General features: G+C 73.6%; 17 protein-coding genes. 4 read left to right on the top strand and 13 right to left on the bottom strand.

Annotation, left to right across the window (positions count from 1 at the left end; all coding sequences use genetic code 11):
• Positions 1 to 14: 14 nt before the first annotated feature.
• From ACZ4MO_RS11015 to ACZ4MO_RS11000, 4 genes are all read right to left on the bottom strand, one after another.
• Complete coding sequence (locus ACZ4MO_RS11015; RefSeq protein WP_175007657.1) at positions 15 to 2,243, bottom strand: beta-galactosidase; 2,229 nt, start codon at positions 2,241 to 2,243, stop codon at positions 15 to 17.
• 138 nt (positions 2,244 to 2,381) lie between these two features.
• Entirely contained in the window at positions 2,382 to 3,713 is a 1,332-nt protein-coding gene (locus tag ACZ4MO_RS11010) for an ABC transporter substrate-binding protein (RefSeq protein WP_043654300.1), read from the bottom strand.
• Between the two features lie 110 nt (positions 3,714 to 3,823).
• Positions 3,824 to 4,762, bottom strand: a complete 939-nt coding sequence (locus ACZ4MO_RS11005) for a carbohydrate ABC transporter permease (RefSeq protein WP_043654299.1) — start codon at positions 4,760 to 4,762, stop codon at positions 3,824 to 3,826.
• 4 nt (positions 4,763 to 4,766) lie between these two features.
• Positions 4,767 to 5,588 carry a carbohydrate ABC transporter permease gene (locus tag ACZ4MO_RS11000; protein WP_499278866.1) on the bottom strand — a complete coding sequence of 274 codons (822 nt, stop codon included), beginning with the start codon at positions 5,586 to 5,588 and terminating at the stop codon, positions 4,767 to 4,769.
• 293 nt (positions 5,589 to 5,881) lie between these two features.
• On the opposite strand from ACZ4MO_RS11000, the gene ACZ4MO_RS10995 reads away from it, so the two are divergent.
• Both ACZ4MO_RS10995 and arfA read left to right on the top strand, forming a co-directional pair.
• Entirely contained in the window at positions 5,882 to 7,018 is a 1,137-nt protein-coding gene (locus tag ACZ4MO_RS10995) for a LacI family DNA-binding transcriptional regulator (RefSeq protein ID WP_081599966.1), read from the top strand.
• 65 nt (positions 7,019 to 7,083) lie between these two features.
• On the top strand, positions 7,084 to 8,607 hold the full coding sequence (gene arfA / locus ACZ4MO_RS10990; RefSeq protein WP_171467486.1) for an arabinosylfuranosidase ArfA: 1,524 nt from the start codon (positions 7,084 to 7,086) through the stop codon (positions 8,605 to 8,607).
• A 41-nt stretch (positions 8,608 to 8,648) separates the two neighbouring features.
• On the opposite strand, the gene ACZ4MO_RS10985 is transcribed toward arfA, so the two are convergent.
• Positions 8,649 to 9,878: an ROK family protein gene (locus tag ACZ4MO_RS10985; RefSeq protein ID WP_175007658.1), complete on the bottom strand. Its 1,230-nt coding sequence runs from the start codon at positions 9,876 to 9,878 to the stop codon at positions 8,649 to 8,651.
• Positions 9,879 to 9,979: 101 nt separating this feature from the next.
• Between ACZ4MO_RS10985 and xylA the strand changes: the two genes are divergently transcribed.
• Both xylA and ACZ4MO_RS10975 read left to right on the top strand, forming a co-directional pair.
• Complete coding sequence (gene xylA / locus ACZ4MO_RS10980; protein ID WP_249355793.1) at positions 9,980 to 11,161, top strand: xylose isomerase; 1,182 nt, start codon at positions 9,980 to 9,982, stop codon at positions 11,159 to 11,161.
• A 1-nt stretch (position 11,162) separates the two neighbouring features.
• Positions 11,163 to 12,758 carry a xylulokinase gene (locus ACZ4MO_RS10975; RefSeq protein ID WP_255436961.1) on the top strand — a complete coding sequence of 532 codons (1,596 nt, stop codon included), beginning with the start codon at positions 11,163 to 11,165 and terminating at the stop codon, positions 12,756 to 12,758.
• Between the two features lie 106 nt (positions 12,759 to 12,864).
• Here the strand turns inward: ACZ4MO_RS10975 and ACZ4MO_RS10970 are convergent, their stop codons facing one another.
• The 8 genes from ACZ4MO_RS10970 to ACZ4MO_RS10935 all read right to left on the bottom strand — a co-directional run bounded on the left by ACZ4MO_RS10970 (position 12,865) and on the right by ACZ4MO_RS10935 (position 21,480).
• A complete protein-coding gene (locus ACZ4MO_RS10970) occupies positions 12,865 to 13,401 on the bottom strand; it encodes a tRNA (cytidine(34)-2'-O)-methyltransferase (protein WP_499278863.1) in 537 nt (178 codons plus the stop codon).
• A gap of 79 nt (positions 13,402 to 13,480) precedes the next feature.
• Complete coding sequence (locus tag ACZ4MO_RS10965; RefSeq protein ID WP_175007659.1) at positions 13,481 to 14,545, bottom strand: NAD(P)-dependent oxidoreductase; 1,065 nt, start codon at positions 14,543 to 14,545, stop codon at positions 13,481 to 13,483.
• Positions 14,542 to 15,729 (bottom strand): dihydrodipicolinate synthase family protein, encoded by a 1,188-nt coding sequence (locus ACZ4MO_RS10960; protein ID WP_222592333.1) that lies wholly within the window; start codon positions 15,727 to 15,729, stop codon positions 14,542 to 14,544. Before ACZ4MO_RS10960 ends, ACZ4MO_RS10965 begins: the two co-directional genes overlap by 4 nt.
• On the bottom strand, positions 15,729 to 16,787 hold the full coding sequence (locus tag ACZ4MO_RS10955; RefSeq protein WP_222592334.1) for an NAD-dependent epimerase/dehydratase family protein: 1,059 nt from the start codon (positions 16,785 to 16,787) through the stop codon (positions 15,729 to 15,731). Before ACZ4MO_RS10955 ends, ACZ4MO_RS10960 begins: the two co-directional genes overlap by 1 nt.
• 8 nt (positions 16,788 to 16,795) lie before the next feature.
• Positions 16,796 to 17,716 carry a carbohydrate ABC transporter permease gene (locus ACZ4MO_RS10950; protein WP_255436962.1) on the bottom strand — a complete coding sequence of 307 codons (921 nt, stop codon included), beginning with the start codon at positions 17,714 to 17,716 and terminating at the stop codon, positions 16,796 to 16,798.
• Entirely contained in the window at positions 17,713 to 18,666 is a 954-nt protein-coding gene (locus tag ACZ4MO_RS10945; protein ID WP_083385437.1) for a carbohydrate ABC transporter permease, read from the bottom strand. Before ACZ4MO_RS10945 ends, ACZ4MO_RS10950 begins: the two co-directional genes overlap by 4 nt.
• Positions 18,667 to 18,740: 74 nt before the next feature.
• Entirely contained in the window at positions 18,741 to 20,015 is a 1,275-nt protein-coding gene (locus ACZ4MO_RS10940) for an ABC transporter substrate-binding protein (protein ID WP_499278860.1), read from the bottom strand.
• Positions 20,016 to 20,118: 103 nt separating this feature from the next.
• Positions 20,119 to 21,480 carry a Gfo/Idh/MocA family oxidoreductase gene (locus ACZ4MO_RS10935; protein ID WP_175007662.1) on the bottom strand — a complete coding sequence of 454 codons (1,362 nt, stop codon included), beginning with the start codon at positions 21,478 to 21,480 and terminating at the stop codon, positions 20,119 to 20,121.
• Positions 21,481 to 21,589: the final 109 nt, after the last annotated feature.

Genomic DNA, 21,589 nt, shown 5'->3' with positions numbered 1-21,589 from the left:
GTGGTACCGGGGCTCTACCTCGCGGTGGCGGGCTGCTTCCTCGGCGGGGTCGGCTCGGCCGGGCGGCGGACGACCGCGACGCCGCGCGGCTCGAGCAGCAGGGCGCCTTCCACCGTGCCCTCCACCGCGGCCTCCGCCGTGCCTTCCGCCGTGCCTTCCGCCGTGCCATCCGTCGTGGCAGCCCTCGTGCCCGACGCCGTGAGGCGGCGCCCGGCGAGGACGTCGCCCGCGACGTCGGGCACCTCGACCGGACGGGCCGTGCGGTTGACGAGGAACCAGAAGTCGTCCGTGCCGTCGGTGCGGACCGCGAGCTCGACGTCGCCGCGGACGGCGGCGGGCAGCTCGCTGCGCACGCCCGCGTCGTCGAGCAGGCGGGCGAGCACGGGGACGAGGCCCTGGCGGCCGAACCGCGTGGAGACGTACGCGGCGGAGCCCTCGCGGGCGCCCGTGCCGTCCCCGCTGCGGACCGTCCGGCGGGTCACCGCGGCACGCCCGGCCTGCTCGCCGGTCTTGTACCAGCCCAGCACCTCGACGTCCGGGTCGACGACGTCCACCGGCTCGGTCCACACCGTGCCCTCGAGCTGCTCGCCCGCGAGCTCGACCGTCGCGCTCTCGCCGTCCAGGAGCGGGGCGAACTCCTCGACCCGGATGCCGAGCAGGTCGCGCAGCGCGCCCGGGTAGCCGCCGAGCCAGGCATGGTCGTCCTGGTCCACGACGCCCGAGAAGTAGGTCGTGACGAGGTGGCCGCCCGCCTCGACGAACGCCGTGAGGCGGTCGCGCAGGCCGGCCGGGACGACGTGCAGCACCGGCGCCACGACGACGTCGTACGTCGCGAGGTCCGTCGCGGACGGCACGACGTCCGCGCGCACGCCGAGAGCGAGGAACGCCGAGTACCAGTCGAGCGCCTCCTGGCGGTAGCGCAGCCGGTCCGTCGGGTGGGAGTCGAGCTCGCTCGTCCACCACGAGTCCCAGTCGAAGACGATCGCGGCGCGCGCGGGCTTCTGCGTGCTGCCCGCGACGGGCGCGAGGTCGCGCAGGGTCGCGCCGAGCGCGACGACGTCACGGAACAGGCGCGAGCGCTCGCCCGCGTGCGGGACCATGCCCGAGTGGTACTTCTCCGCGCCGGCCGCGGACTGGCGCCACTGGAAGTAGCAGACCGCGTCGGCGCCGTGGGCCACGTGGGTGAGCGAGTCGCGCGCGAGCTCGCCCGGCTTCTTCGCGACGTTCACGGGCTGCCAGTTCACCGCGCTCGTCGAGTGCTCCATGAGGAACCACGGCCGGTGCCGCGCGATGCCGCCCGTGAGGTTCGCGGAGAACGACAGCTCGTCGAGCGCCTGCGGGCCGGGCAGCACGTAGTGGTCGTTGGAGACGAAGTCGAGCTCGTCCGCCCACGCGGCGTAGTCCATGCCCTTCGTCTCGCCCATGACCATGAAGTTCGTCGTCACGGGCACGTCCGGCGTGACGCGGCGCAGGATCTCCGCCTCCGCGCGCAGGTACTGCCGGAGCGCGTCGGACGAGAAGCGCTTGAAGTCGAGCTGCTGGGTGGGGTTCGGGTGCGACGCCGCGAGCCGCGGCGGGAGGACCTGGTCCCACGCGCTGTAGCGCTGCGACCAGAACGCGGTGCCCCACGCGGCGTTGAGCGCGTCGAGCGTCGGGTAGCGGTCGCGCAGCCACGCGCGGAAGGCGGCGGCCGCGTCGTCGGAGAAGTCGTAGACGTTGTGGCAGCCGAGCTCGTTCGACACGTGCCAGGCGACCAGCGCGGGGTGGTCGCCGTACCGCTCGGCCATGCGCTCCACGAGGCGCAGCGCGTGCTCCCGGAAGATCGGCGACGTCGGGCGCCACTGCTGCCGCGCGCCCGGCCACAGGGTCTCGCCCGTGCGGGTCTGCGGCAGGATCTCCGGGTGCTTCGTCGTCAGCCACGGCGGCGGCGAGGCGGTCGCCGTCGCGAGGTCGACCGTGATGCCGTGCGCGTGGAGCAGGTCCATCGCGTCGTCGAGCCACGCGAAGTCCCACGTGTCCTCGGTCGGCTGGATGCGGGCCCACGAGAAGATCGCGAGCGAGACCACCGTCACGCCGGCCTCGCGCATGAGGCGGACGTCCTCGTCCCAGACCTCGCGCGGCCACTGGTCCGGGTTGTAGTCCGCGCCGTAGGACAGGCCCGACGGCGTGTACGCACCGGGCTCGCCCGGCGGCGTGTGCGGCCCGGGACGGCGCAGCCAGCGGAACGGGGTGGGGGAAGACATGCGTGCTCCTAGCGGGACGGTGCGCGGCGACGGGCGGTGCCCGGCCGGTCGGGAGGACGCGCGACGGCGTCCTCGGGGAGGTCGTCGGGCCGGCGAGCGAGCGCCGGCCCGACGACCGGGGGTGACGGTGTCAGCGCGTCACTCGTTGACGGTGAAGCCCTGGTCCTTGCCGTAGGTGACCGTGGCGTCCTGCCACGCGGTCAGCCCGTCGGCGAGCGGGGTGCCCGAGACGTAGGCCTTGCCGACGGTGTCGTTGAAGACGGAGTTCGCGTACACCTGGAACGGCAGGTACGCCCAGCCCTCGGCGACGTGCGCGGCGGAGTCCGCGAGGACCTCGTTGACCTTCTGGCCGCCGAAGTACTCGAACTCCTGCTGCGTGAAGTCGTCGGCCTCGAGCTCGGCGACGGTCGCGGGGAACGCGCCCTCGGCGACGCGGGTCGCGATCCCGTCACCGACCGTCGCGTACTCGAGGAACGCCCACGCGAGGTCCTGGTTCTTGCTCGCCGCCGGGATGGCGAGCGAGCTGCCACCGTTCTCGGAGGTGACGTCGGCGCCGGCCTCCCACTGCGGCATGGGCGCGACGGCCCAGTCGCCCGAGGCGGACTCGACCGAGGTCTCGAGGTTGCCGCGCATCCAGGCGCCGATCACGAGGCTCGCGATCGACCCGTCGGCGAGGCCCTGGTACCACTCGTCGCTCCACGACGTGACGGGCGCGACGAGGTCCTCGTCGATCATCTGCTGCCACGTCGTCGCGAACTTCTGCGTGCCCTCGTCGGAGAAGTCGACGGTGACGTCGGTCCCGTCGACCTGGTAGGGGCGCCCGCCGGCCTGCCAGATCATGGAGGTCGTGAAGCCGGCGTCGCCCGTGTCGTTGGTGAGGTACGCGCCGGGGTCGGCGGCGTGCAGCGCCCGGGCGGCCTCGACGTACTCGTCCCACGTCGTCGGTACCGCGATGCCGTGCTCGTCGAACACGCGCTTGTTGTAGAAGAGCGCCATCGGGCCGGAGTCGGTCGGCAGCGCGTAGACGCCGTCGCCCTGCGTCACGGCGTCCCACGGGCCGGGCGTGAACGTGCCGTCGAGGTCGTCGGCCCCGTAGGACGAGAGGTCGGTGAGCGCCTCGGAGAGCGCGAACTGTGGGAGGGCGTAGAACTCGATCTGCGCGACGTCGGGCACGCCGGAGCCGGCGGCGATCGCGTTCTGGAGGGCCGTGTACTGGTCGTTGCCGGTGCCGGCGTTGACGATGTCGACCGTCACCCCGGGGTTCTCCTCCTCGAAGTCGGCGGCGACGCTCTCCAGCGTGGGGTCCCAGGCCCACACGGTGATCGTGCCGCCCTCCTCGAGGGCGCTCTCCGCGTCGTCGGAGCTCCCGCCGCCCGACCCGCCGCTGCAGGCGGTGAGCACGAGGGCGAGGACGCCGGTGGCGGCGATGGCGGCGGTCGCTCGGCGCGACCTGCGGGTGATGGGGGACATGCGGGTTCCTCTCACTTCGTCGTCAGACGGACGGGTGGTGCGTGGGGTGGTGCGGGTGGGGGTGTGCGCCGGGGTGCCGGCGGGTGGGTGGACGGTCCGGCGCCGGACCGTCACTCCTTGACGGAGCCGGCCGCGAGGCCGGACTGCCAGTAGCGCTGCAGGAACAGGAACGCGATCACGAGGGGCAGGATCGTCAGGACCGCGCCGGTGATGACGAGGTTGAAGATCGCCTGCCCGCCCGCGGTGGCCGCCTGGGCGTTCCACGCGTTGAGCCCGAGGGTCAGCGGGTACCAGTCGGGGTCCTTGAGCATGATCAGCGGCAGGAAGTAGTTGTTCCAGGTCGCGACCATGGTGAAGAGCAGGACGGTGACGATGCCGGGCGCGAGCAGCGGCAGGGACACCTGGAAGAACGTGCGGGCCTCGTTGGCGCCGTCGACGCGGGCGGCCTCCAGCAGCTCCTGGGGCACCGACTCGGCGGCGTAGGTCCACATGAGGTAGAGGCCGAACGGGGAGATCAGCGACGGGATGATCACGGCCCAGGGAGTGTTCGTCAGGCCCATCTGGCTGAACATGAGGAACGTCGGCACGGCGAGCGCCGTGCCCGGCACCGCGACGGCGCCGATGACGGTCGCGAACACGCCTCGCTTGCCGGGGAAGTCGAACTTGGCGAGCGCGTACCCGCCCATCACGGCGAGGAACGTGGCCCCGCCGGCGCCCACGACCACGTAGAGCAGGGTGTTGGCGAGCCAGCGGACGAAGATGCCGTCGTCGTAGGTGAGCGTCTGGACGACGTTGTCGACCAGCGCGAACTCGCTGCCGAACCACAGCCCGAAGCTGTCGAAGAGGTCGGGCTGGGTCTTCGTCGCGTTGACGACGAGCCAGACGAGCGGGACGAGCGAGTACACGAGCACGACGCCGGTCAGGACGGTGAGCAGCACGCTGCGGCGGGGCTTGTCGGCGGAGTACGCGGCACGCCGGGGCGTGCGGAGGCGGACGGGCTTCGGTCCGGGGCGGGACGCGGCGGAGGCCGTGGGGGTCGCGGTGGTCATGGTCTCAGGCCTCCTTGCGCATGCCGCGGAGCTGGACCACGTAGGCGACGATCATCGTGACGACGCCCATGATGATCGCGACCGTGGCCGAGTAGTTGTACTGCTGCCCGGAGAAGGACAGCGAGTACGCGTACAGGTTCGGGGTGAAGTACGTCGTGATCGCGTTCGGGGCGAGCGCCTGCAGGATGCTCGGCTCGTTGAAGAGCTGGAAGGAGCCGATGATCGAGAAGATCGTCGCGATGACCAGCGCGCCGCGGATCGCGGGCAGCTTGATCGCCGAGATGATGCGCCACTGGCTGGCCCCGTCGAGCTCCGCGGCCTCGTACAGCGAGGTGGGGATCACCCGCAGCGCCGAGTAGAAGATGAGCATGTTGTAGCCCACGAACTCCCAGGTCACGATGTTGCCGATCGAGGCGAGCACGAGGTCGGGGGAGAGCGGGTTGGGCAGCGAGACGCCGAGCGCGTCGTTGATGTTGCCGACGAGCCCGAACCGCGTGCCGTACATGAAGCCCCACATGAGCGTCGCGACGACGGCCGGGACGGCGTACGGCAGGAAGATCGAGATGCGGAAGAACGACTTGCCGTAGAGCCGGCCGCTGTCGATCGCGAGGGCGACGAGCAGCGCGAGGCCGAGCATGATCGGCACCTGGACCACGAGGAAGAGGCTGACGCGCCCGAGCGCCTCCCAGAACTGCGGGTCCGAGAACGCCCGGGCGTAGTTGTCGAGGCCCACGAAGTGCGTGCCGCCGACCATCTGCGTGCGGAACAGGCTCAGGTACAGGGAGTACGCGATGGGTGCGAGGAACACCAGGGCGAACACGGCCATGAACGGACCCACGAAGCCCCAGCCGACCCACGAGCGCCGGTGGCGTCGGGTGCGGGGGGACGAAGGTGCGTCGACCGATGGCAGGGACGCTCCTGCCACGGGTGGGGACGTCGTCGTCATGCTGTGTCCTCGTCGTCGGGGGAAGGGGACGCCGGTCGTCGCCCTTGTTTACGCAAACATCAGCATGCACGACATTCGATGTTTGCGCAAACATCGCTTAGGGTGGTCGACGTCGGCGCGACGGCGCCGAACCAGCGCTGGAGCTGTGCCGCCACTGACCGCGAGGACGACGGATGACCAACCGGCTCGACGACGACGCCCCCGTCACGACGACGGCGCCGCAGCGGCGGACCGCTCCGGTCGCCGAGACGGTCCCCGCCGTCGAGCCGGCCCGGGCCCGCCGGCCGCACGACGTCCGCCGCGTGTCGATGGCCGACGTCGCCCGGATGGCCGGGGTGTCCGCGCAGACCGTGTCGCGCGTCGCCAACGGGCACCCCGGGGTCGTGGAGGAGACGCGGACCCGCGTGCTCGCCGCGATGGCCGAGCTCGACTACCGGCCGAACAGCGCGGCCCGCGCGCTCAAGAGCGGCACGTTCCGGACCATCGGCGTGATCCTCTTCTCGCTCGCGACCACGGGCAACGTCCGCACGCTCGAGGCCATCGCGACGTCCGCGGCCGCCCAGGGCTACGCGATCACCGTCATTCCCGTCGCCGCGCCGACCCAGGGTGGCGTGCACGGCGCGTTCACGCGCCTCGGCGAGCTGGCCGTCGACGCGATCATCCTCCTCATGGAGGTGCACCTGCTCGACGTGGCGCGAGTCAACCTCCCGCCCGGGGTGAAGGTCGTGGTCGCCGACTCCGACGCCGGCGACGCGTACGCCGTCGTCGACACGGACCAGGCGGACGGCACCCGCCAGGCGGTGCAGCACCTGCTCGACCTCGGCCACCGCACCGTCCACCACCTCGCCGGCCCGGAGAGCTCCTTCGCGGCCGAGCGCCGGGCCGTCGCGTGGCGCGAGACGCTGGAGCGCGCCGGCCGTCCGGTGCCCGAGCCGGAGCGGGGCGACTGGTCGCCCGCGTCGGGCTACGAGGCCGGGCGGCGGCTCGCCGAGGACGACGACGTGACCGCGGTGTTCGTCGCGAACGACCAGATGGCGCTCGGGCTCGTGCGCGCCCTGCACGACGCGGGCCGGCGCGTGCCGCAGGACGTGAGCGTCGTCGGGTTCGACGACCTGCCCGAGTCGAGCGAGTTCCTGCCGCCTCTGACGACCGTCCACCAGGACTTCGCCGAGGTGGGGCGTCGGTGCGTCGAGCAGGTCCTGCGCCAGGTGCACGACGGCGTCGCCGAGACCGGGACGCGGCTCGTGCCCACCCGTCTCGTCGAGCGCGCGAGCACCGCACCCCCGCCCGCCGCGGCCACACGTCGCTGAGCGTCGCCCGCGCACCGCAGAGCCCCGCCGTCGACCCGTCGGCACCGACCCACGAGACGAGGACCATGACCCACGCACGCATCCAGATCGATCCGGACGACGCCGTGGGCGCCGTCTCTCCGCGGCTGTTCGGCACGTTCGTCGAGCACATGGGGCGCTGCGTGTACGGGGGGATCCACGACCCCGGGCACCCCTCGGCCGACGCCGACGGCTTCCGCGGCGACGTGCTCGAGCTCGTGCGCGAGCTGGGTGCGACGGTCGTGCGCTACCCGGGCGGGAACTTCGTCTCCGGTTTCCGGTGGGAGGACTCCGTCGGCCCGCGCGAGCAGCGCCCGGTCCGGCTGGACGCCGCCTGGCACAGCATCGAGACCAACCAGGTCGGGCTGCACGAGTTCGCCGGGTGGGCCGAGCGCGCGGGGCTCGAGGTCATGATGGCGGTCAACCTCGGCACGCGCGGCGCGGCCGAGGCGGCGCAGCTCCTCGAGTACTGCAACCACCCGGGCGGTACCGCGCTGTCCGACGAGCGGCGGGCGAACGGCGCGCCGGACCCGTTCGGCTTCCGCCTGTGGTGCCTCGGCAACGAGATGGACGGCGACTGGCAGATCGGCCACAAGACGGCCCACGAGTACGGCCGGCTCGCGGCCGAGACCGCGCGGCTGATGCGCTTCGTCGACCCGACGGTCGAGCTCGTCGCGGCGGGGTCGTCGTCGGCCGACCAGCCGACGTTCGGGGACTGGGAGCGCGAGGTGGTCCGCCAGACCGCCGGGCTCGTCGACCACGTGTCGCTGCACGCCTACTACGAAGAGACCCCGGGCGACCTGCCCTCCTTCCTCGCGTCCGGCGTCGGGCTCGACCGCTACATCGCGACCGTCGCGGGGATCCTCGACGAGGAGGAGGCGGCGCTCGGCGACCGGATGCAGGGTCGGCGGCTCGGCATCAGCGTCGACGAGTGGAACGTGTGGTACCTCGACCGCTTCAACGAGCGGGACAAGGAGCCGCTGCTGACGGGCGCGTGGAACGTCGCGCCGCGGATCATCGAGGACGAGTACGCGGTGGCGGACGCCGTCGTCGTCGGGAGCCTGCTCAACTCGCTCGTCCGGCACGCGGACCGGGTCTCGATGGCGAACCAGGCGCAGCTCGTCAACGTCATCGCGCCGATCCGCACCGAGCCCGACGCCGACGCGTGGCGGCAGACCATCTTCTGGCCCTTCGCGATCACGGCCGCCCGTGCGCGGGGCGCCGCGCTGCGCGTCGCCGCGGACTGCCCGACCGTCCCGACCGCCGCGTACGGCGACGTGCCCGTCGTCGACGTCTCCGCGACGACGACCGCCGACGGTCGTGTCGAGGTGTTCTGCGTGAACCGTGACCCGGAGCACCCTGTCGAGGTCACGCTCGCCGCGGGTGGGGTGCGCGCGGTGCGCGACGCCGTCGTGCTGACGGTCCCCGAGGGGCACGACCGGTTCGTGACCAACACGCGGGACGCGCAGCCCGTCCGCCCCGTGCCGCTCGGCGCGCGCGTCGAGGACGGCGAGGTGCGGCTGACGCTCCCGGCGCTCTCGTGGGCGGCGGTCGGGCTCGACCTGGCCTGACGCGGGCCCCTGGGCGCGCACCACCGGCGCGCGCCCGGGGATCAGTCCTCGGCGACCCAGGCGCTCGGGTCCTCGACGACGCCGCGCAGCACCTCGCGCGCGCCGCCCGTGAGCGCGGCGTGGTCGCCGACCGGCGCGGGCAGCAGCACGACGTCGGTCCAGGGGGCGGCGAGGACGCGCGCCCGGAGCTCGGCCTCGGCGGCGGCGCGCAGGTAGGGCAGGAGCGCGGGGTAGATGCCGCCCAGTAGGACGGTGTCGATGTCCACGAGGTTGACGTAGTCGGCGAGCGCGCTGCCGAGCGCGGTCCCGGCGCGCTCGACCGCGGCGAGGGCGTCCGGCTCGCCGGCGTCGAGGGCGGCGACGAGCGCCCCGGTGGGCGCGTCGACGGGCAGGCCCGCGCCGCGCAGGAGCGCGTCCTTGCCCGCGTACTGCTCGAGGCAGCCCGTCGCGCCGCAGCGGCACCGGGGGCCGCGCGGGTCGACGACGACGTGCCCGACCTCGCCCGTCCAGCCGTGGCGGCCGTGGAACAGGCGGCGGTCGACGACGATCGCGGACCCGATGCCCACGTCGCCCGACACGTAGAGGTACGTCGAGGGCGCGGGGCCGCTCGCGTCGTCGGGCACGACGCCGTGGCTCGCCTGGGCGAGCGCGGCGAGCTTGGCCTCGTTGCCGATCTCGACGGCGACGTCGGGGCCGAGCCCGAGGAGGCGGACGGGGTCGAGGTGGGACCAGCCGAGGTTGGGCGCGACCTCCAGCCGCCCGGCGCGGGGGTCGACGAGGCCGGGCAGGGCGAGGCGTGCGCCCGCGACCGTCATGCCGTCGGCGCGGACCTGCGCGAGCAGGTCGTGCGCGATGCGGCCGAGGCGGGCCAGCACCGCGGTGGGGTCGCTGTCGTGGAGGTCGTCCGGGTCGACGTGCTCCGCGACGACGGCGCCGGTGAGGTCGAGCACCCGGCCGCCGAGGTAGTCGACGTTCACCTCGAGCCCCAGCCCCACGAGGGTGCGCGGCGCGGGGGCGAGCGGGACGGCGGGCCGCCCGGCGCGCTGCGGGGTGGCCGGCGGCAGCTCGGCCACGATGCCGGCGGCGACGAGCCGGTCGACGAGCGTCGAGACGGTGGCGCGCGTGAGGCCGCTCGCGCCGGCGATGTCGGCCCGTGAGCACGGGTGCGACGCCTCGAACACGGCTCGCGCGACCAGGGCGAGGTTGTGCTCGCGCAGCGTGGCCTGGCGGGCTGCTGGGGGACCCGTCCGGGTCGCGACGCTGCGGTTCACGGTCTTGACCTTACCGACCCGTGCGGATAAGTTCAGCCGTAAGACATAAATAGGCCGGGGTCGACCGACGTCGCTCCGGCCCTCTCGACGAGGAGACCACCGTGGCCGACGAGCCCATCCAGGACATCAACTTCTCCTTCGGTCTGTGGACCGTGGGCTGGACCGCGCAGGACCAGTTCGGCAGCGCGAGCCGCCCGGAGCTCGACCCGGCCGAGTCGGTGCGTCGCCTGGCCGACCTCGGCGCGTGGGGCTTCACGTTCCACGACGACGACGTCGTCCCGTTCGGCTCCGACGACGAGGAGCGCACGAAGCGCCTCGGCGCGGTGCGCCAGGCCGCCGAGGACACGGGCCTCGTCATCGAGATGGTGACGACCAACCTGTTCAGCCACCCCGTCTTCAAGGACGGCGGCCTCACGTCGAACGACCGCGGCGTGCGCCGCTACGCCCTGCGCAAGGTGCTGCGCAACGTCGACCTCACCGCCGAGCTCGGCGCGAAGACGTTCGTCATGTGGGGCGGCCGCGAGGGCACCGAGTACGACGGCGCCAAGGACCTGCACTCCGCGCACGAGCGCTACGCCGAGGGCATCGACCTCACCGCGGCGTACATCAAGGAGAAGGGCTACGACCTCAAGATCGCGCTCGAGCCCAAGCCGAACGAGCCCCGCGGCGACATCTTCCTGCCGACCATCGGCCACGCGCTCGGCCTCATCGCGAAGCTCGACAACGGCGACATCGTGGGCCTCAACCCGGAGACGGGCCACGAGCAGATGGCGGGCCTCAACTACACGCACGGCATCGCGCAGGCGCTGTGGGCGGGCAAGCTCTTCCACATCGACCTCAACGGCCAGCGCTCGATCAAGTTCGACCAGGACCTCGTGTTCGGCCACGGCGACCTGCTCTCCGCGTTCTTCACGGTCGACCTGCTCGAGAACGGCTTCCCGAACGGCGGCCCCACGTACACGGGCCCGCGCCACTTCGACTACAAGCCGTCGCGCACCGAGAACGAGGTCGGCGTGTGGGACTCCGCGCGCGCCAACATGGAGACCTACCGCCTGCTCGCGCGCAAGGCCGCGGCGTACCGCGCCGACAGCCGCGTCCAGGAGGCGTTCGCGCACTCGGGCGTCTTCGAGCTGGGACAGTCCACGCTGGGCGAGGGCGAGTCCGTCGCCGACCTGCTCGCGGACCGCAGCGCGTACGAGGAGTTCGACGTCGACGCCGCGGCGAACCGCGACTTCGGCTTCGTGCGCCTCAACCAGCTCGCGCTCGAGCACCTCATCGGCTGAGGTGGCCACCGACGCCAGGACGTCCGACGCCGGCGGCGAGCGCGTGCTCGTCGCCGGCGTCGACACGTCCACGCAGTCCTGCAAGGTCCTCGTGCGCGACGCCGGGACGGGCGCCCTCGTGCGCACCGGCTCGGCCAAGCACCCCGACGGCACCGAGGTCCACCCCGACGCGTGGTGGGACGCGTTCCGCGAGGCCGCGTCCGCGGCGGGCGGCCTGGACGACGTCGCGGCGCTCGCCGTCGGCGGCCAGCAGCACGGTCTCGTCGCGCTCGACGCGGACGGCAACGTCGTGCGCGACGCGCTCCTGTGGAACGACACGCGCTCCGCGCCCGCGGCGCGCGACCTGATCCGCGAGCTCGGCGAGGCGCGCCTCGCCGAGGGCGTCCCCGACGCCCACGACCGGGTCGAGTCCGCGACCGAGGCGGGCGCCCAGGCGTGGGCCGACGCGATCGGGTCCGTGCCGGTCGCGTCGCTCACGGTGACCAAGCTGCGCTGGCTGCGCGACGCGGAGCCGGAGAACGCGGCGCGCGTCGCCGCCGTCGCGCTGCCGCACGACTGGCTCACGTGGCGCATCGCGGGGTACGGCCCGGCGGGCGACGAGTCCGCGCCGCTCGGGCCGGACCTCGACGCGCTCGTCACGGATGCGTCCGACGCGTCGGGCACGGGCTACTACGACGCGACGAGGGACGACGGGCCCGACGGCCGGGGCGCGTACCGCCTCGACCTGCTGGAGCTCGCGCTCGGACGGACCGACGTCGTGCTTCCGCGCGTCGTCGGGCCGTCCGCGACGGCGGGCGTCGCGCACCCCTCGGTCGCCGGGAGCGCGGTCGACGGCGGCACGCTGCTCGGCCCCGGCGCGGGCGACAACGCCGGTGCGGCGCTCGGCCTCGGCATGGTCGCGGGCGACGTCGCGGTGTCGATCGGGACGTCGGGCGTCGTGTCCGCCGTGACCGACGACCGCACGGCGGACGGTTCCGGGCTCGTCAACGGGTTCTCCGACGCGACGGGCCGGTACCTGCTGCTCGCCGTGACGCTCAACGCGAGCCGGGTGCTCGACGCGGCGCGCGCCGTGCTCGGCGTCGACCACGCGGGGCTGTCGCGGCTCGCGCTCCAGGCGCCCCCCGGCGCGGACGGGCTCGTGCTCGTGCCGTACCTGGAGGGCGAGCGCATGCCCAACCGTCCCGACGCGTCGGGCACGCTGCACGGCATCCGGCTCGGCACGTCGACGCCGGAGCACCTCGCGCGCGCGTACGTCGAGGGCATGCTGTGCGGCCTCGCGGACGGGCTCGACGCGCTGCGGGCGCTCGGCGTCCGGGTCGAGCGCGTGCAGCTCATCGGCGGCGGCGCGCAGTCCGAGGCGGTCCGGCGCATCGCGCCGCAGGTCCTCGGCCTGCCCGTCACGGTCCCCGAGCCCGGCGAGTACGTGGCCGATGGCGCCGCGCGCCAGGCGGCGTGGGTCCTCGCCGCGCACGAGGCGGGCGGCTCCGGGGCGGACGTCGCCCCGCCCACCTGGGCCGCGTCGTCGGCCACGGTGGTCGAGGCCGACCCGGTCCCGGCGATCCGGGACCAGTACGCGACGGTGCGCGACCTCGTCTGACCCCGCCCCCGCTGAGTGCATGAGACAGTCGCGTCCGAGGCCTTCGGGCGCGACTGTCTCATGCACTCACGGGATGCCGGGCGGGTGGGCCGGTCGGGTGCCGCGGTCAGGAACCGCCGGCGAAGCCCGTCTGGCGCCACGCCTCGTAGACGGCGATCGACGCCGCGTTGGTGAGGTTGAGCGAGCGGCGACCGGGCAGCATGGGGATCTTCAGCTGGTCCGTGATCCGCTCGTGGGCCAGCACGTCGTCGGGCAGGCCCGTCGGCTCGGGGCCGAACAGCAGGACGTCGTCCGGCCGGTACGTCACGTCGGTGAACGACGTCGTCGCGCGCGTCGTGAACGCGAAGACCCGGCCCGGGAGGGTCGCCAGCGCGGCGTCCAGGTCCGCGTGCACCTCGACGCTCGCGAGGTCGTGGTAGTCCAGCCCCGCGCGCCGCAGCTTGGGCTCGTCCAGGTCGAAGCCCAGCGGCTCGACGAGGTGCAGACGCGCCCCGGTCACCGCGGCGAGGCGGATCGCGTTGCCCGTGTTCCCCGGGATGCGCGGCTCGAAGAACACGACGTGGGGCAGGGTCGACGGCGGTCGGGCGGCCGGGTCGGCGACGTGCGGCCGCCAGTCGGTGCGGGGGTCGGGGGTCTCGCTCACGCCCCCGATTCTCGCAGCGGTCCGAGCGGGGCGCGGTACACCTCGACGTCGGCCCCGGTCGTGGCGCAGCGCGGGAGGCTCAGCCCATGCGGTCGAGGTCGGTCGCGCGGACCTCGTGCACCAGCGGCTCGCCCGCGCGGAAGCGGGCGAGCTCGTCGACGACGATCGCGCCCTGCGCGAGCCGGCCCTGCACGGTCGCGGCGGCGTGGTGCGGGGTGAGGAGCACGTTCCGCAGGCGGCGCAGCGGGTGGTCCTGGGGCAGCGGCTCGGCGTCGTAGACGTCGAGGGCGGCGCTGATCCGCCCGCTCGCGAGCTCGCGGACGAGCGCGTCCTCGTCCGTGAGCCACGACCGTGCGGTGTTGACCAGCCCGGCGTGGTCGGGCAGGAGCGCGAGCTCACGCGCGCCGAGCAGGTGATGGGTCTCGGGCAGCACGGGCGCGTGCAGCATCGTCACGCGGCTCGTCGCGAGCAGCTCGTCGAGCCCGACGAGCGTCGCGCCCAGCGCGGCGGCGTCGGCGGGGGAGAGGGTCGGGTCGGCGACCACGACCTCCGCGCCGAGCGCGCGCAGCACCGCGATCGCCGCGCGCCCGGTGCGCGACGCCCCGACGACGCCGACGCGTGTGCCCGCGATCTCGTACCGCGGGGGTGCGGCCTCCGCGTCGGCCCACGGGACGCCGTCGTGCAGGGCGTTGTGGAACGCGGGGACCTGGTGGAGCAGCGCGAGCGCGAACGTCACGGAGACCTCGGCGACCGGGCGAGCCATCGCCTGGCCCGCCTGCGTCACGCGGACCCCGCGCTCCCACAGCGCGGGCGTGACGAACGGCTTGACCGAGGCGCCCGTGTGCGCGACGAGCCGCAGACCGGGGAGCCGGTCCAGGAGGTCCGCGTCCAGGGGCGGCGTGCCCCAGGAGACGACGAGCGCGTCGACACGCTCGCGCGCCGCGGGGCTCAGCCGGTCGAGCGCGGCGCCCAGCGCGCGCGGCTCGTCGACGACGTCGAACGGGCCCGCGCCGGCCAGGCGCTCCCACACGTCCGGGGCGAACAGCTCGGCGCGCAGCCACGGCGCGACGGCGACGACCGCGCGGGCCGCCCCGGTCCCCGGGCCGGGGCCCGTGGCGGTCTCCGTGCCGGGCGCGCCGGTCACCGCAGCCAGTCCTCGAGGTGCTCCGCGACGAGCGCGTCGTCCGCGGCCGCGAGCCACGGGTACGACGCCGTCACCCGCGTCAGCTCGTCGGCCTGCCCGGGGGAGAGGGTCTCGGCCGGGTCGAGGCACCAGATGCCGTCGAGCAGACCCTGGCGGCGCAGCACCTCGTGCACGCCCGCGATGACGCCCGCGAAGTCGTGCGCCGCGTCGAAGACGGCCGCGTTCGCGTCGGTGAGCCCGGCCGCGCGCGCGGTGAGGGTCGCCAGGGCGGCGGCGTCGGGCACGGTGGCCCCGCCGTCGGGGCCGATGCCGTGCGCCGCGTGCGCGAGCGCGAGCGTCTCGACCGCGCCCCGGGTCCAGACCGCCCACTGGCCGAGCAGACCGCCCACGAACCGGGCCGCGAAGGTCGAGGCGCGCCCCTCGGCGTCGGTCACCGGGACGTCGAGACGCTGCGTGAGGTCGGCGACGATCGCGTCGTCGTTGCCCGTGTACAGCGAGATCTCGTCGCCGCGACCCGACGCGGCGACGCCGCGCAGCACGTCGATCGTGCGGTAGCGGTGGAACGGCGCGGCCTTGATCGCGACGACCGCCTCGATCGACGCGTACTCGCGCCAGAAGCCGACGGACAGGCGCGGGCCGCCGATCGCCTCCTGGAGGTAGAACCCGATGACGGGCAGCACCTCGCCGACGGCGCGGGCGCGGTCGAGCAGCACGCGCTCGACCTCCTCGCGCGAGCCGGTGAGACCGGGCACGCGCGGCGCGAGCAGCACCGCGTCGTAGCCGAGCGACGCCGCGAGCTCCGCCTCCGCGACGGCCTGCCGCACGTCGCCGGCCGCGCCCGCGACCTGGACGAGCGGGCGGGGCCCGGTGTGCAGCGAGCCCGCGGGCGCGTCGCCCGCGACCGTCGCGCGCGACACCTCGGCCGCGAGCTCGAGCACGGGCCGCAGGAGCCCGTGCTCGCGGATCTCGAACTGCGTCGTGTGGACGCCGACGGCCACGCCGCCCGCGCCCGCCGCGTGGTAGTACCGCGTGAGCGCGCGCTGGCGGCGCTCGTCGAGACGACGGTCGGCGTCGAGCGCGAGGGGCTGGGCCGGGATGACCGTGCCCGCACGCAGGAGCGCGGCGACGTCGTCGGCGAGGCGCGGGGTGGCCGACGCCGCGGCGGGGGTGGTGGGGGCCGTCATCAGAACGCCCCGTCGCGCACGGCGAACTTCGTCGGCTTGCCGCTCGTCGGCAGGCCGGCCGCGAGCCACTGCGCCTGCCAGTCCACGAGCGTGCGCAGCGGCACCTGCGGGTAGCCGAACAGCTCGTGGCAGCGCGTCGCGTCGTTGAGCAGCGCCGTCGGGGCGGGCTCGCCCGTGAACGACACCTCGCGGTCGAGGCCGCGGCCGAGGAGCTCCGCGAGGCGCCGCACCGACGCCGTCTCCGGGCCGGTGAGGTTGATCGCCGTCGCGGGCGACGACGCGAGCGCGAGCGAGCGCAGCGCGACCTCGTTCGCGTACCCCTGCCACACGACGTTGACGTGCCCGGTCGTGAGGTCCACGGGCTCGCCCGCGAGGATCGGCGACGCGACGTCGAACAGGACGCCGTAGCGCAGGTCGACGGCGTAGTTGAGGCGGATCGTCACGACCTTCGTGCCGCGCGAGAGCGCGGCGTGCTGGAGCACGCGCTCGCGGCCGAGGCAGCTCATCGCGTACTCGCCGACCGGCCCGACGGGGTGCTCCTCCGAGCACCCGCCGGACTCGACGGGCACGAGCGGGTAGACGTTCCCGGTGGAGAACGCCGCGATGGTGGAGTCGGCGTAGCGGCGCGCGACGTCGTGCACGAGGGCCGCGTTCGCGGCCCACGCGAGCGACGGCGCGGACGACGTGCCGAACTTGGCGCCCACCATGTAGACGACGTCGGCGCCGTCGGGCAGGGCGGCGAGGTCCGCGTCGGGCGCGAGCAGGTCGGTCGCGACGACGTTCACCCCGGCGTCGCGCAGGCGGTCGGCCTGCTCGGGGTCGGACCACCGCGAGACGGCGTGCACGGCGTCGCCCGTGCGCCCGGCCGCGTCGAGCGCCCGGCGGGCGAGGACGGTGAGGCTCGGGCCCATCTTCCCGCCCGCGCCGAGGATGACGAGGTCGCCCGAGCGGGCGGCCAGGTCCTCCACGAGGGCGGGCGACGGCGTCGTGAGCAGCTCCTCGAGCTCCGCGACGGACGTCGGGGCCTTCAGGGCGGTGGTGCTGGTCTGCGTGGTCATGTGGTGAGTCATCCCTTGATGCCGGACGAGGTGACGCCCTCGACGAAGAAGCGCTGGGCCACGAGGTACGAGGCGAAGATCGGAACGAACGAGATGGTGGCGCCCGCGAGCACCATGTTGAGCGGCACGTCCTGCTGCTGGAGCGAGGCGATGCCGACGGTCAGCGTCCAGTGGTCGGTGCCCTGGCCGATGATGAGCGGCCACAGGAAGTCGTTCCAGTGCCACAGGAAGACGAACGTGCCGAGCGTCGCGAGGATCGGCTTGCACAGCGGCAGCACGATGCGCAGGAAGATGCGCCACTCCGAGGCGCCGTCGAGCTTCGCGGCCTCGAACAGCTCGTCGGGCAGGTCGAGGATGAACTGCCGCATGAGGAACACGGCCTGCGCGTTCGCGAGCGTCGGCAGGATCAGGCCCCAGTAGGTGTCGAGCCCGCCCGCCTGCGCGATGAGGATGAACGTCGGGATGAGCGTCACGTGGTACGGGACCATGACCATCGCGAGGAACGACCAGAACATCGCCTCGCGCCCGGGGAACTTCTTCTTCGCGAACGCGTAGCCGGCCATCGACGCGAGCAGCAGCACCGCGACCACGGACACGACGGAGTACACGAGCGTGTTGACGAGCCAGGTGCCGATGTTGCCCGCGCCGAGCACGCGGCCGTAGGCCTCGGTCGTGAGGTTCGTCGGCAGGAGCGACGCGGGGAAGTCGATCGCGGCGGCCGGCTTCAGCGACAGCACGACCATCGCGTAGAACGGGAAGATCGTCACGACGGCGGCGAGCGAGAGCACGGCGTAGCGCAGCACCTTGCCGCGCAGCGACAGGTCGCTCGCGCCCTTGCGGCCGCGCCGGCGGCGGGTCGCGGCGGGGCGCACGGGCATCGCGGCGCCCTCGAGCACCCGCCCGGTGGTGGTGGGGTCGACGGCGGTCACTTGTCCCTCCCGATGGCGTAGCGCTGGATCAGGGCGACGACCAGAGTGACGACGAACAGCGCGACGCCGAGCGCGCTCGCGTAGCCGAGGTCGAAGTACTTGAAGCCCTGGTCGTAGATGTAGAAGACGAGGTTGTAGCTCGCCCGGGCGGGGCCGCCCGCCGTCATGACGTAGACGAGGTCGAAGATCTGGAACGACGCCGTCGTCTCGATGACGGCGAGGAAGAACAGGGTCGGCTTGAGCTGCGGCGCGATGATGAACCAGAACCGCTTCCACGGCCCGGCGCCGTCGATCGCGGCGGCCTCCTCGAGCTCGCGCGGCAGGTCCTGCATGCGCGCGAGGAGGATGAGCATCCCGTAGCCGAAGCGCGACCAGATCGCGACCATCGCGAGCGCGGGCAGCACGAGCAGCGTGTCGCCCAGCCAGGAGTCGGTCGAGAACCCGAGCGCGCCCATGAGCTTCGACCACGGGCCGTTCGTGGAGAACACCCACGTGAACACGGTCGCGGCGAGCACGAGGCTCGTGACCACGGGCAGGAAGAACACCGAGCGGTAGAAGCCGGAGCCGCGGAACGAGCGGCGCACCATGAGCGCCATGAACGTCGAGATGGCGAGCGACACGGGGACGATGAGCACGCTCAGCACGACCGTGACGCGCAGCGCCGACCAGAAGATCGGGTCGTCGACCATGCGCCGGAAGTTCTCGACGCCCGTCCACTCGGCGCCGACGCCGATGGTGTAGTCGAAGAAGCTCAGCGCGACGCCGGCGATCGCCGGGCCGAAGCGGAACAGCAGGAACAGCAGGAACGCGGGGAGGGCGAACAGCAGGCCGATCCTCGCCTCTCGGCGCTCCAGGACGCGGCGGGTCGTGCCGCGCGGGGGCTTCGGCGCCGGGCGGCGGTCGGCCCCGTCGGCGGTCAGCCCGTCCGAGGTGGGGGCGGTCGCGGTCATGGGTTCTCCTCTCGTACCGCGAGGTACCGCGGCGCGGGCAGCAGGGGGGACGGCTGCCCGCGCCGCGGCGTCGGTCAGCCGAGCAGCGGGTTCGCCGCCGCGGCCGCGTCCTTCAGGGCCTGCTCCGGCGTCTTCTCGCCGATGAGCGCGGCCTGGAGCTCCGGGGCGAGCACGCCCATGACCTCACGGGACTTCTCGTTGACCTCGCCCGCGGTCGTGTACTGGAGCGTCTCCTCGAGCGCGGACAGCACCGCGTCGTCGGCGTACAGGCCCGACTCGCTCTCGTACGGCGAGAACCAGCCGGCGGCCTGGGCGTACTCGGCGCTCACCTCGGGCGAGGTCGCGAACGCGGCCCACTTGCCCGCGGCGTCGAGGCTGTCCGCCGTCTTGAGCACGGACAGCGAGCCGACGGTGCCGAACGCGACCGCCTCCGCCTCCTTGAGCGGCGGGAGCACGACGACGTTCTCCTCGCCCCAGAAGCCCGCGACGTCGGCCGGGCCCTGCTGCCAGGTGCACGCGATCTTGCCCTTGGCGGTGTTCGTCTGCTCGAACGCGGGGATGGTCGTCAGCAGGTCCTTCTCGATGTACCCGCCCTCGGCGAGGTCGACCGCGAACTGCAGCGCCTCGACGCCCTCGGGGGAGTCGAACGCGACCGACGAGCCGTCCTCGGAGAACACGGACCCGCCCGCCTGCCACAGCAGCGGGTAGAAGGACTCGTTGAGCGTCGCGTCGACCGAGCCCCAGTAGTTGGTGACGTCGTAGCCGGCGGCCTGGAACGTCGGCGCGAGCGCCATGAGGTCGTCCCACGTCTCGGGGTAGTTGCCCGCCTCGCCGACGGCCTCGAACGCCGCGGCGTTGCACACGAGCGGCTTGCTGTTCATGATCAGCGGCGAGCCGAGCATCGCGCCGTCGACCGTGACGGCCTTCGACGCGTTCTCGCGCAGGTCGCCCACCTGGTCCGTGACGTAGTTGTCCACGGCGGCGAGGGACTTGCCGTACTTCGGGATCTGGTCCGGGATGAGGTAGACGACGTCGGGGCCCTTGTCGCCCGCGATCGCGGTCGCGAGCGTCTCGTCGCGGCCGGCCCACGGGTAGATCTCGACCTTGACGTCGACGTCGGGGTTCTCCTCCTGGAACGCGGCGACCTGCTCGTCCCAGAAGGCCTTGTGGGCGGCCTCGTCGGCGATGACGGGGTACGTCCACATGGTGACGGAGCCGGACGCGGCGCCGTCCTCGGGCGTGGGGGTGGAGCTGCCGGCGCCGGCACCGCCGGCGCAGGCGCTCAGCGCGCCGAGCGTGCCGACCGCGAGCGCGGCGGTCCAGAGGCGCTTCGTCGTGCGCAGGGTCATCGACGTGTCTCCTTGGTGAGGTCCCGCCCGGGTGGGCGGGTGGGGGTGGGGGTGCTGCTGGGCGGTGTGGTGCTGTGGTGGTGCGGTCGTCGGGCCCGGCGCGTCAGCGCGCCGGGACGTCGACGACGGTGCGCCGGTGGCGCGACTCCTCGGCCGCGAACACGGCGAGGTGGCTCTGCAGGGACTCGACGGCGCCCGACCGGACGTGGCTCGGGTCCCCCGTCGCGACGGCGCGCACGAACGCGTCCATCACCCCCGAGTCGCCGCCGCCGTGGTCGTCGGCGGCGTTCGTGGCGCCGTGGTGGCCGCCGTCGTGCACGGTGACGCTGCCGTCGCGGAAGTCGGTCACGCGGACCTTCTCCCCGTCGCCGTCGAGGCACCCGTGGGTGCCGAAGATCTGGGTCTTGCGGTGGTCCTGCTCGGAGAACGCGGTCATGGTGAACGTCGCCGCGCCGCCGCCCTCGAGCTCCATGGCGACGACCTGGTGGTCGACGACGTCGTTGTCCGAGGCGTAGACGCAGCGGCCGTAGTCGCCGGTGCGCAGGGCCTCGACGACGCCCGCCTCGTCGGTCGCGTCCGTGATGACGGAGACCGGCCAGATCGGGCCCTTCTCGCGCAGCGTCGACAGGTACAGGCGCGGGGCCGAGTACGGGCACGTCGGCTCGAGCGGGCAGTCCAGGCAGCGGTCCGCCGCGCCCGCGGGCCGCTCCTCGGGCCGGAAGTGCTTCAGGGAGCCGAAGCTCGCGACCGTCGCGATCCGCTTGCCCGTGACGTAGCGGATCCAGTCGAGGTCGTGGCTCGACTTCGCGAGGAGCATCGGGCTCGACGTCTTCTCCGAGCGCCACGGGCCGCGCACGTAGGAGTGGGCGTCGTGCCACCAGCCGACGGGCTCGAGGTGCTGGACGTTGACGATCTCGCCCAGGACGCCCGAGTCGACGACGGACTTCACGAGGTCCGTGTACGGCATGTAGCGCATCACGTGGCAGACGCCGAAGAGCACGCCCGACGCCTCGACCGCGTCCACGACGTCCCGGCACTCCTCCGGGCTCGGCGCGAGCGGCTTCTCGACGAGGATCGCGTACCCCTGCGGTGCGAGCGCGACGACGGGGTCGCGGTGCTCGCGGTCCTGCGTCGCGACGATCACCATGTCCGCGAGCCGGCCCGTGCCCCCTGCGGCCCGGTCGGCGTCGCCCGCGGCGACGAGGTCGCGCCAGGTCGCGAACTCCGCGACCTGCGGCCGCGCGGCACCCGGGTCGACGGCGAGCGCGGCGGTCGGGCCGACGGGGACGTCGACCTGGGCCGCGACGGCCTGGTCGACGACGAGCCCGCGCTGGTGCGCCCGAGGGTCGGCGACGGCGACCAGACGGGCGCGTTCCGGGTGCTCGGCGATCCAGCGCGCGTACGTCTGTCCGCGGTTCCCGGCGCCGACGAGGGCGACGGTGACAGGCTGGGGGGTGGGGGTCACGTGTGCGGTCCTTGCTCCGTTGCGATGGTCCTGCGGGGCGGGGGTCTCCCGCCCCTGGCAGGCCTCGTTTGCTATTTGCTATAGCAAGCCTGCCATGCCGATGTTACGC

The sequence above is a fragment of the Sphaerisporangium cinnabarinum genome (genome assembly GCF_055567015.1).
The sequence above is the reverse complement of the archived record's forward strand: the minus strand, read 5'-3'. Positions and strand labels throughout refer to the sequence as shown.

Bases quoted from the DNA above. Each gene is read 5' to 3' on its own strand.
- ACZ4MO_RS10940 (WP_499278860.1), bottom strand. From the start codon at position 20,015: ATGACCCTGCGCACGACGAAGCGCCTCTGGACCGCCGCGCTCGCGGTC.
- arfA (WP_171467486.1), top strand. From the start codon at position 7,084: ATGACCCACGCACGCATCCAGATCGATCCGGACGACGCCGTGGGCGCC.
- ACZ4MO_RS11010 (WP_043654300.1), bottom strand. From the start codon at position 3,713: ATGTCCCCCATCACCCGCAGGTCGCGCCGAGCGACCGCCGCCATCGCC.
- ACZ4MO_RS11015 (WP_175007657.1), bottom strand. From the start codon at position 2,243: ATGTCTTCCCCCACCCCGTTCCGCTGGCTGCGCCGTCCCGGGCCGCAC.
- ACZ4MO_RS11005 (WP_043654299.1), bottom strand. From the start codon at position 4,762: ATGACCACCGCGACCCCCACGGCCTCCGCCGCGTCCCGCCCCGGACCG.
- ACZ4MO_RS10955 (WP_222592334.1), bottom strand. From the start codon at position 16,787: ATGACCACGCAGACCAGCACCACCGCCCTGAAGGCCCCGACGTCCGTC.
- ACZ4MO_RS11000 (WP_499278866.1), bottom strand. From the start codon at position 5,588: ATGGCCGTGTTCGCCCTGGTGTTCCTCGCACCCATCGCGTACTCCCTG.
- ACZ4MO_RS10995 (WP_081599966.1), top strand. From the start codon at position 5,882: ATGACCAACCGGCTCGACGACGACGCCCCCGTCACGACGACGGCGCCG.
- ACZ4MO_RS10960 (WP_222592333.1), bottom strand. From the start codon at position 15,729: ATGACGGCCCCCACCACCCCCGCCGCGGCGTCGGCCACCCCGCGCCTC.
- ACZ4MO_RS10945 (WP_083385437.1), bottom strand. From the start codon at position 18,666: ATGACCGCGACCGCCCCCACCTCGGACGGGCTGACCGCCGACGGGGCC.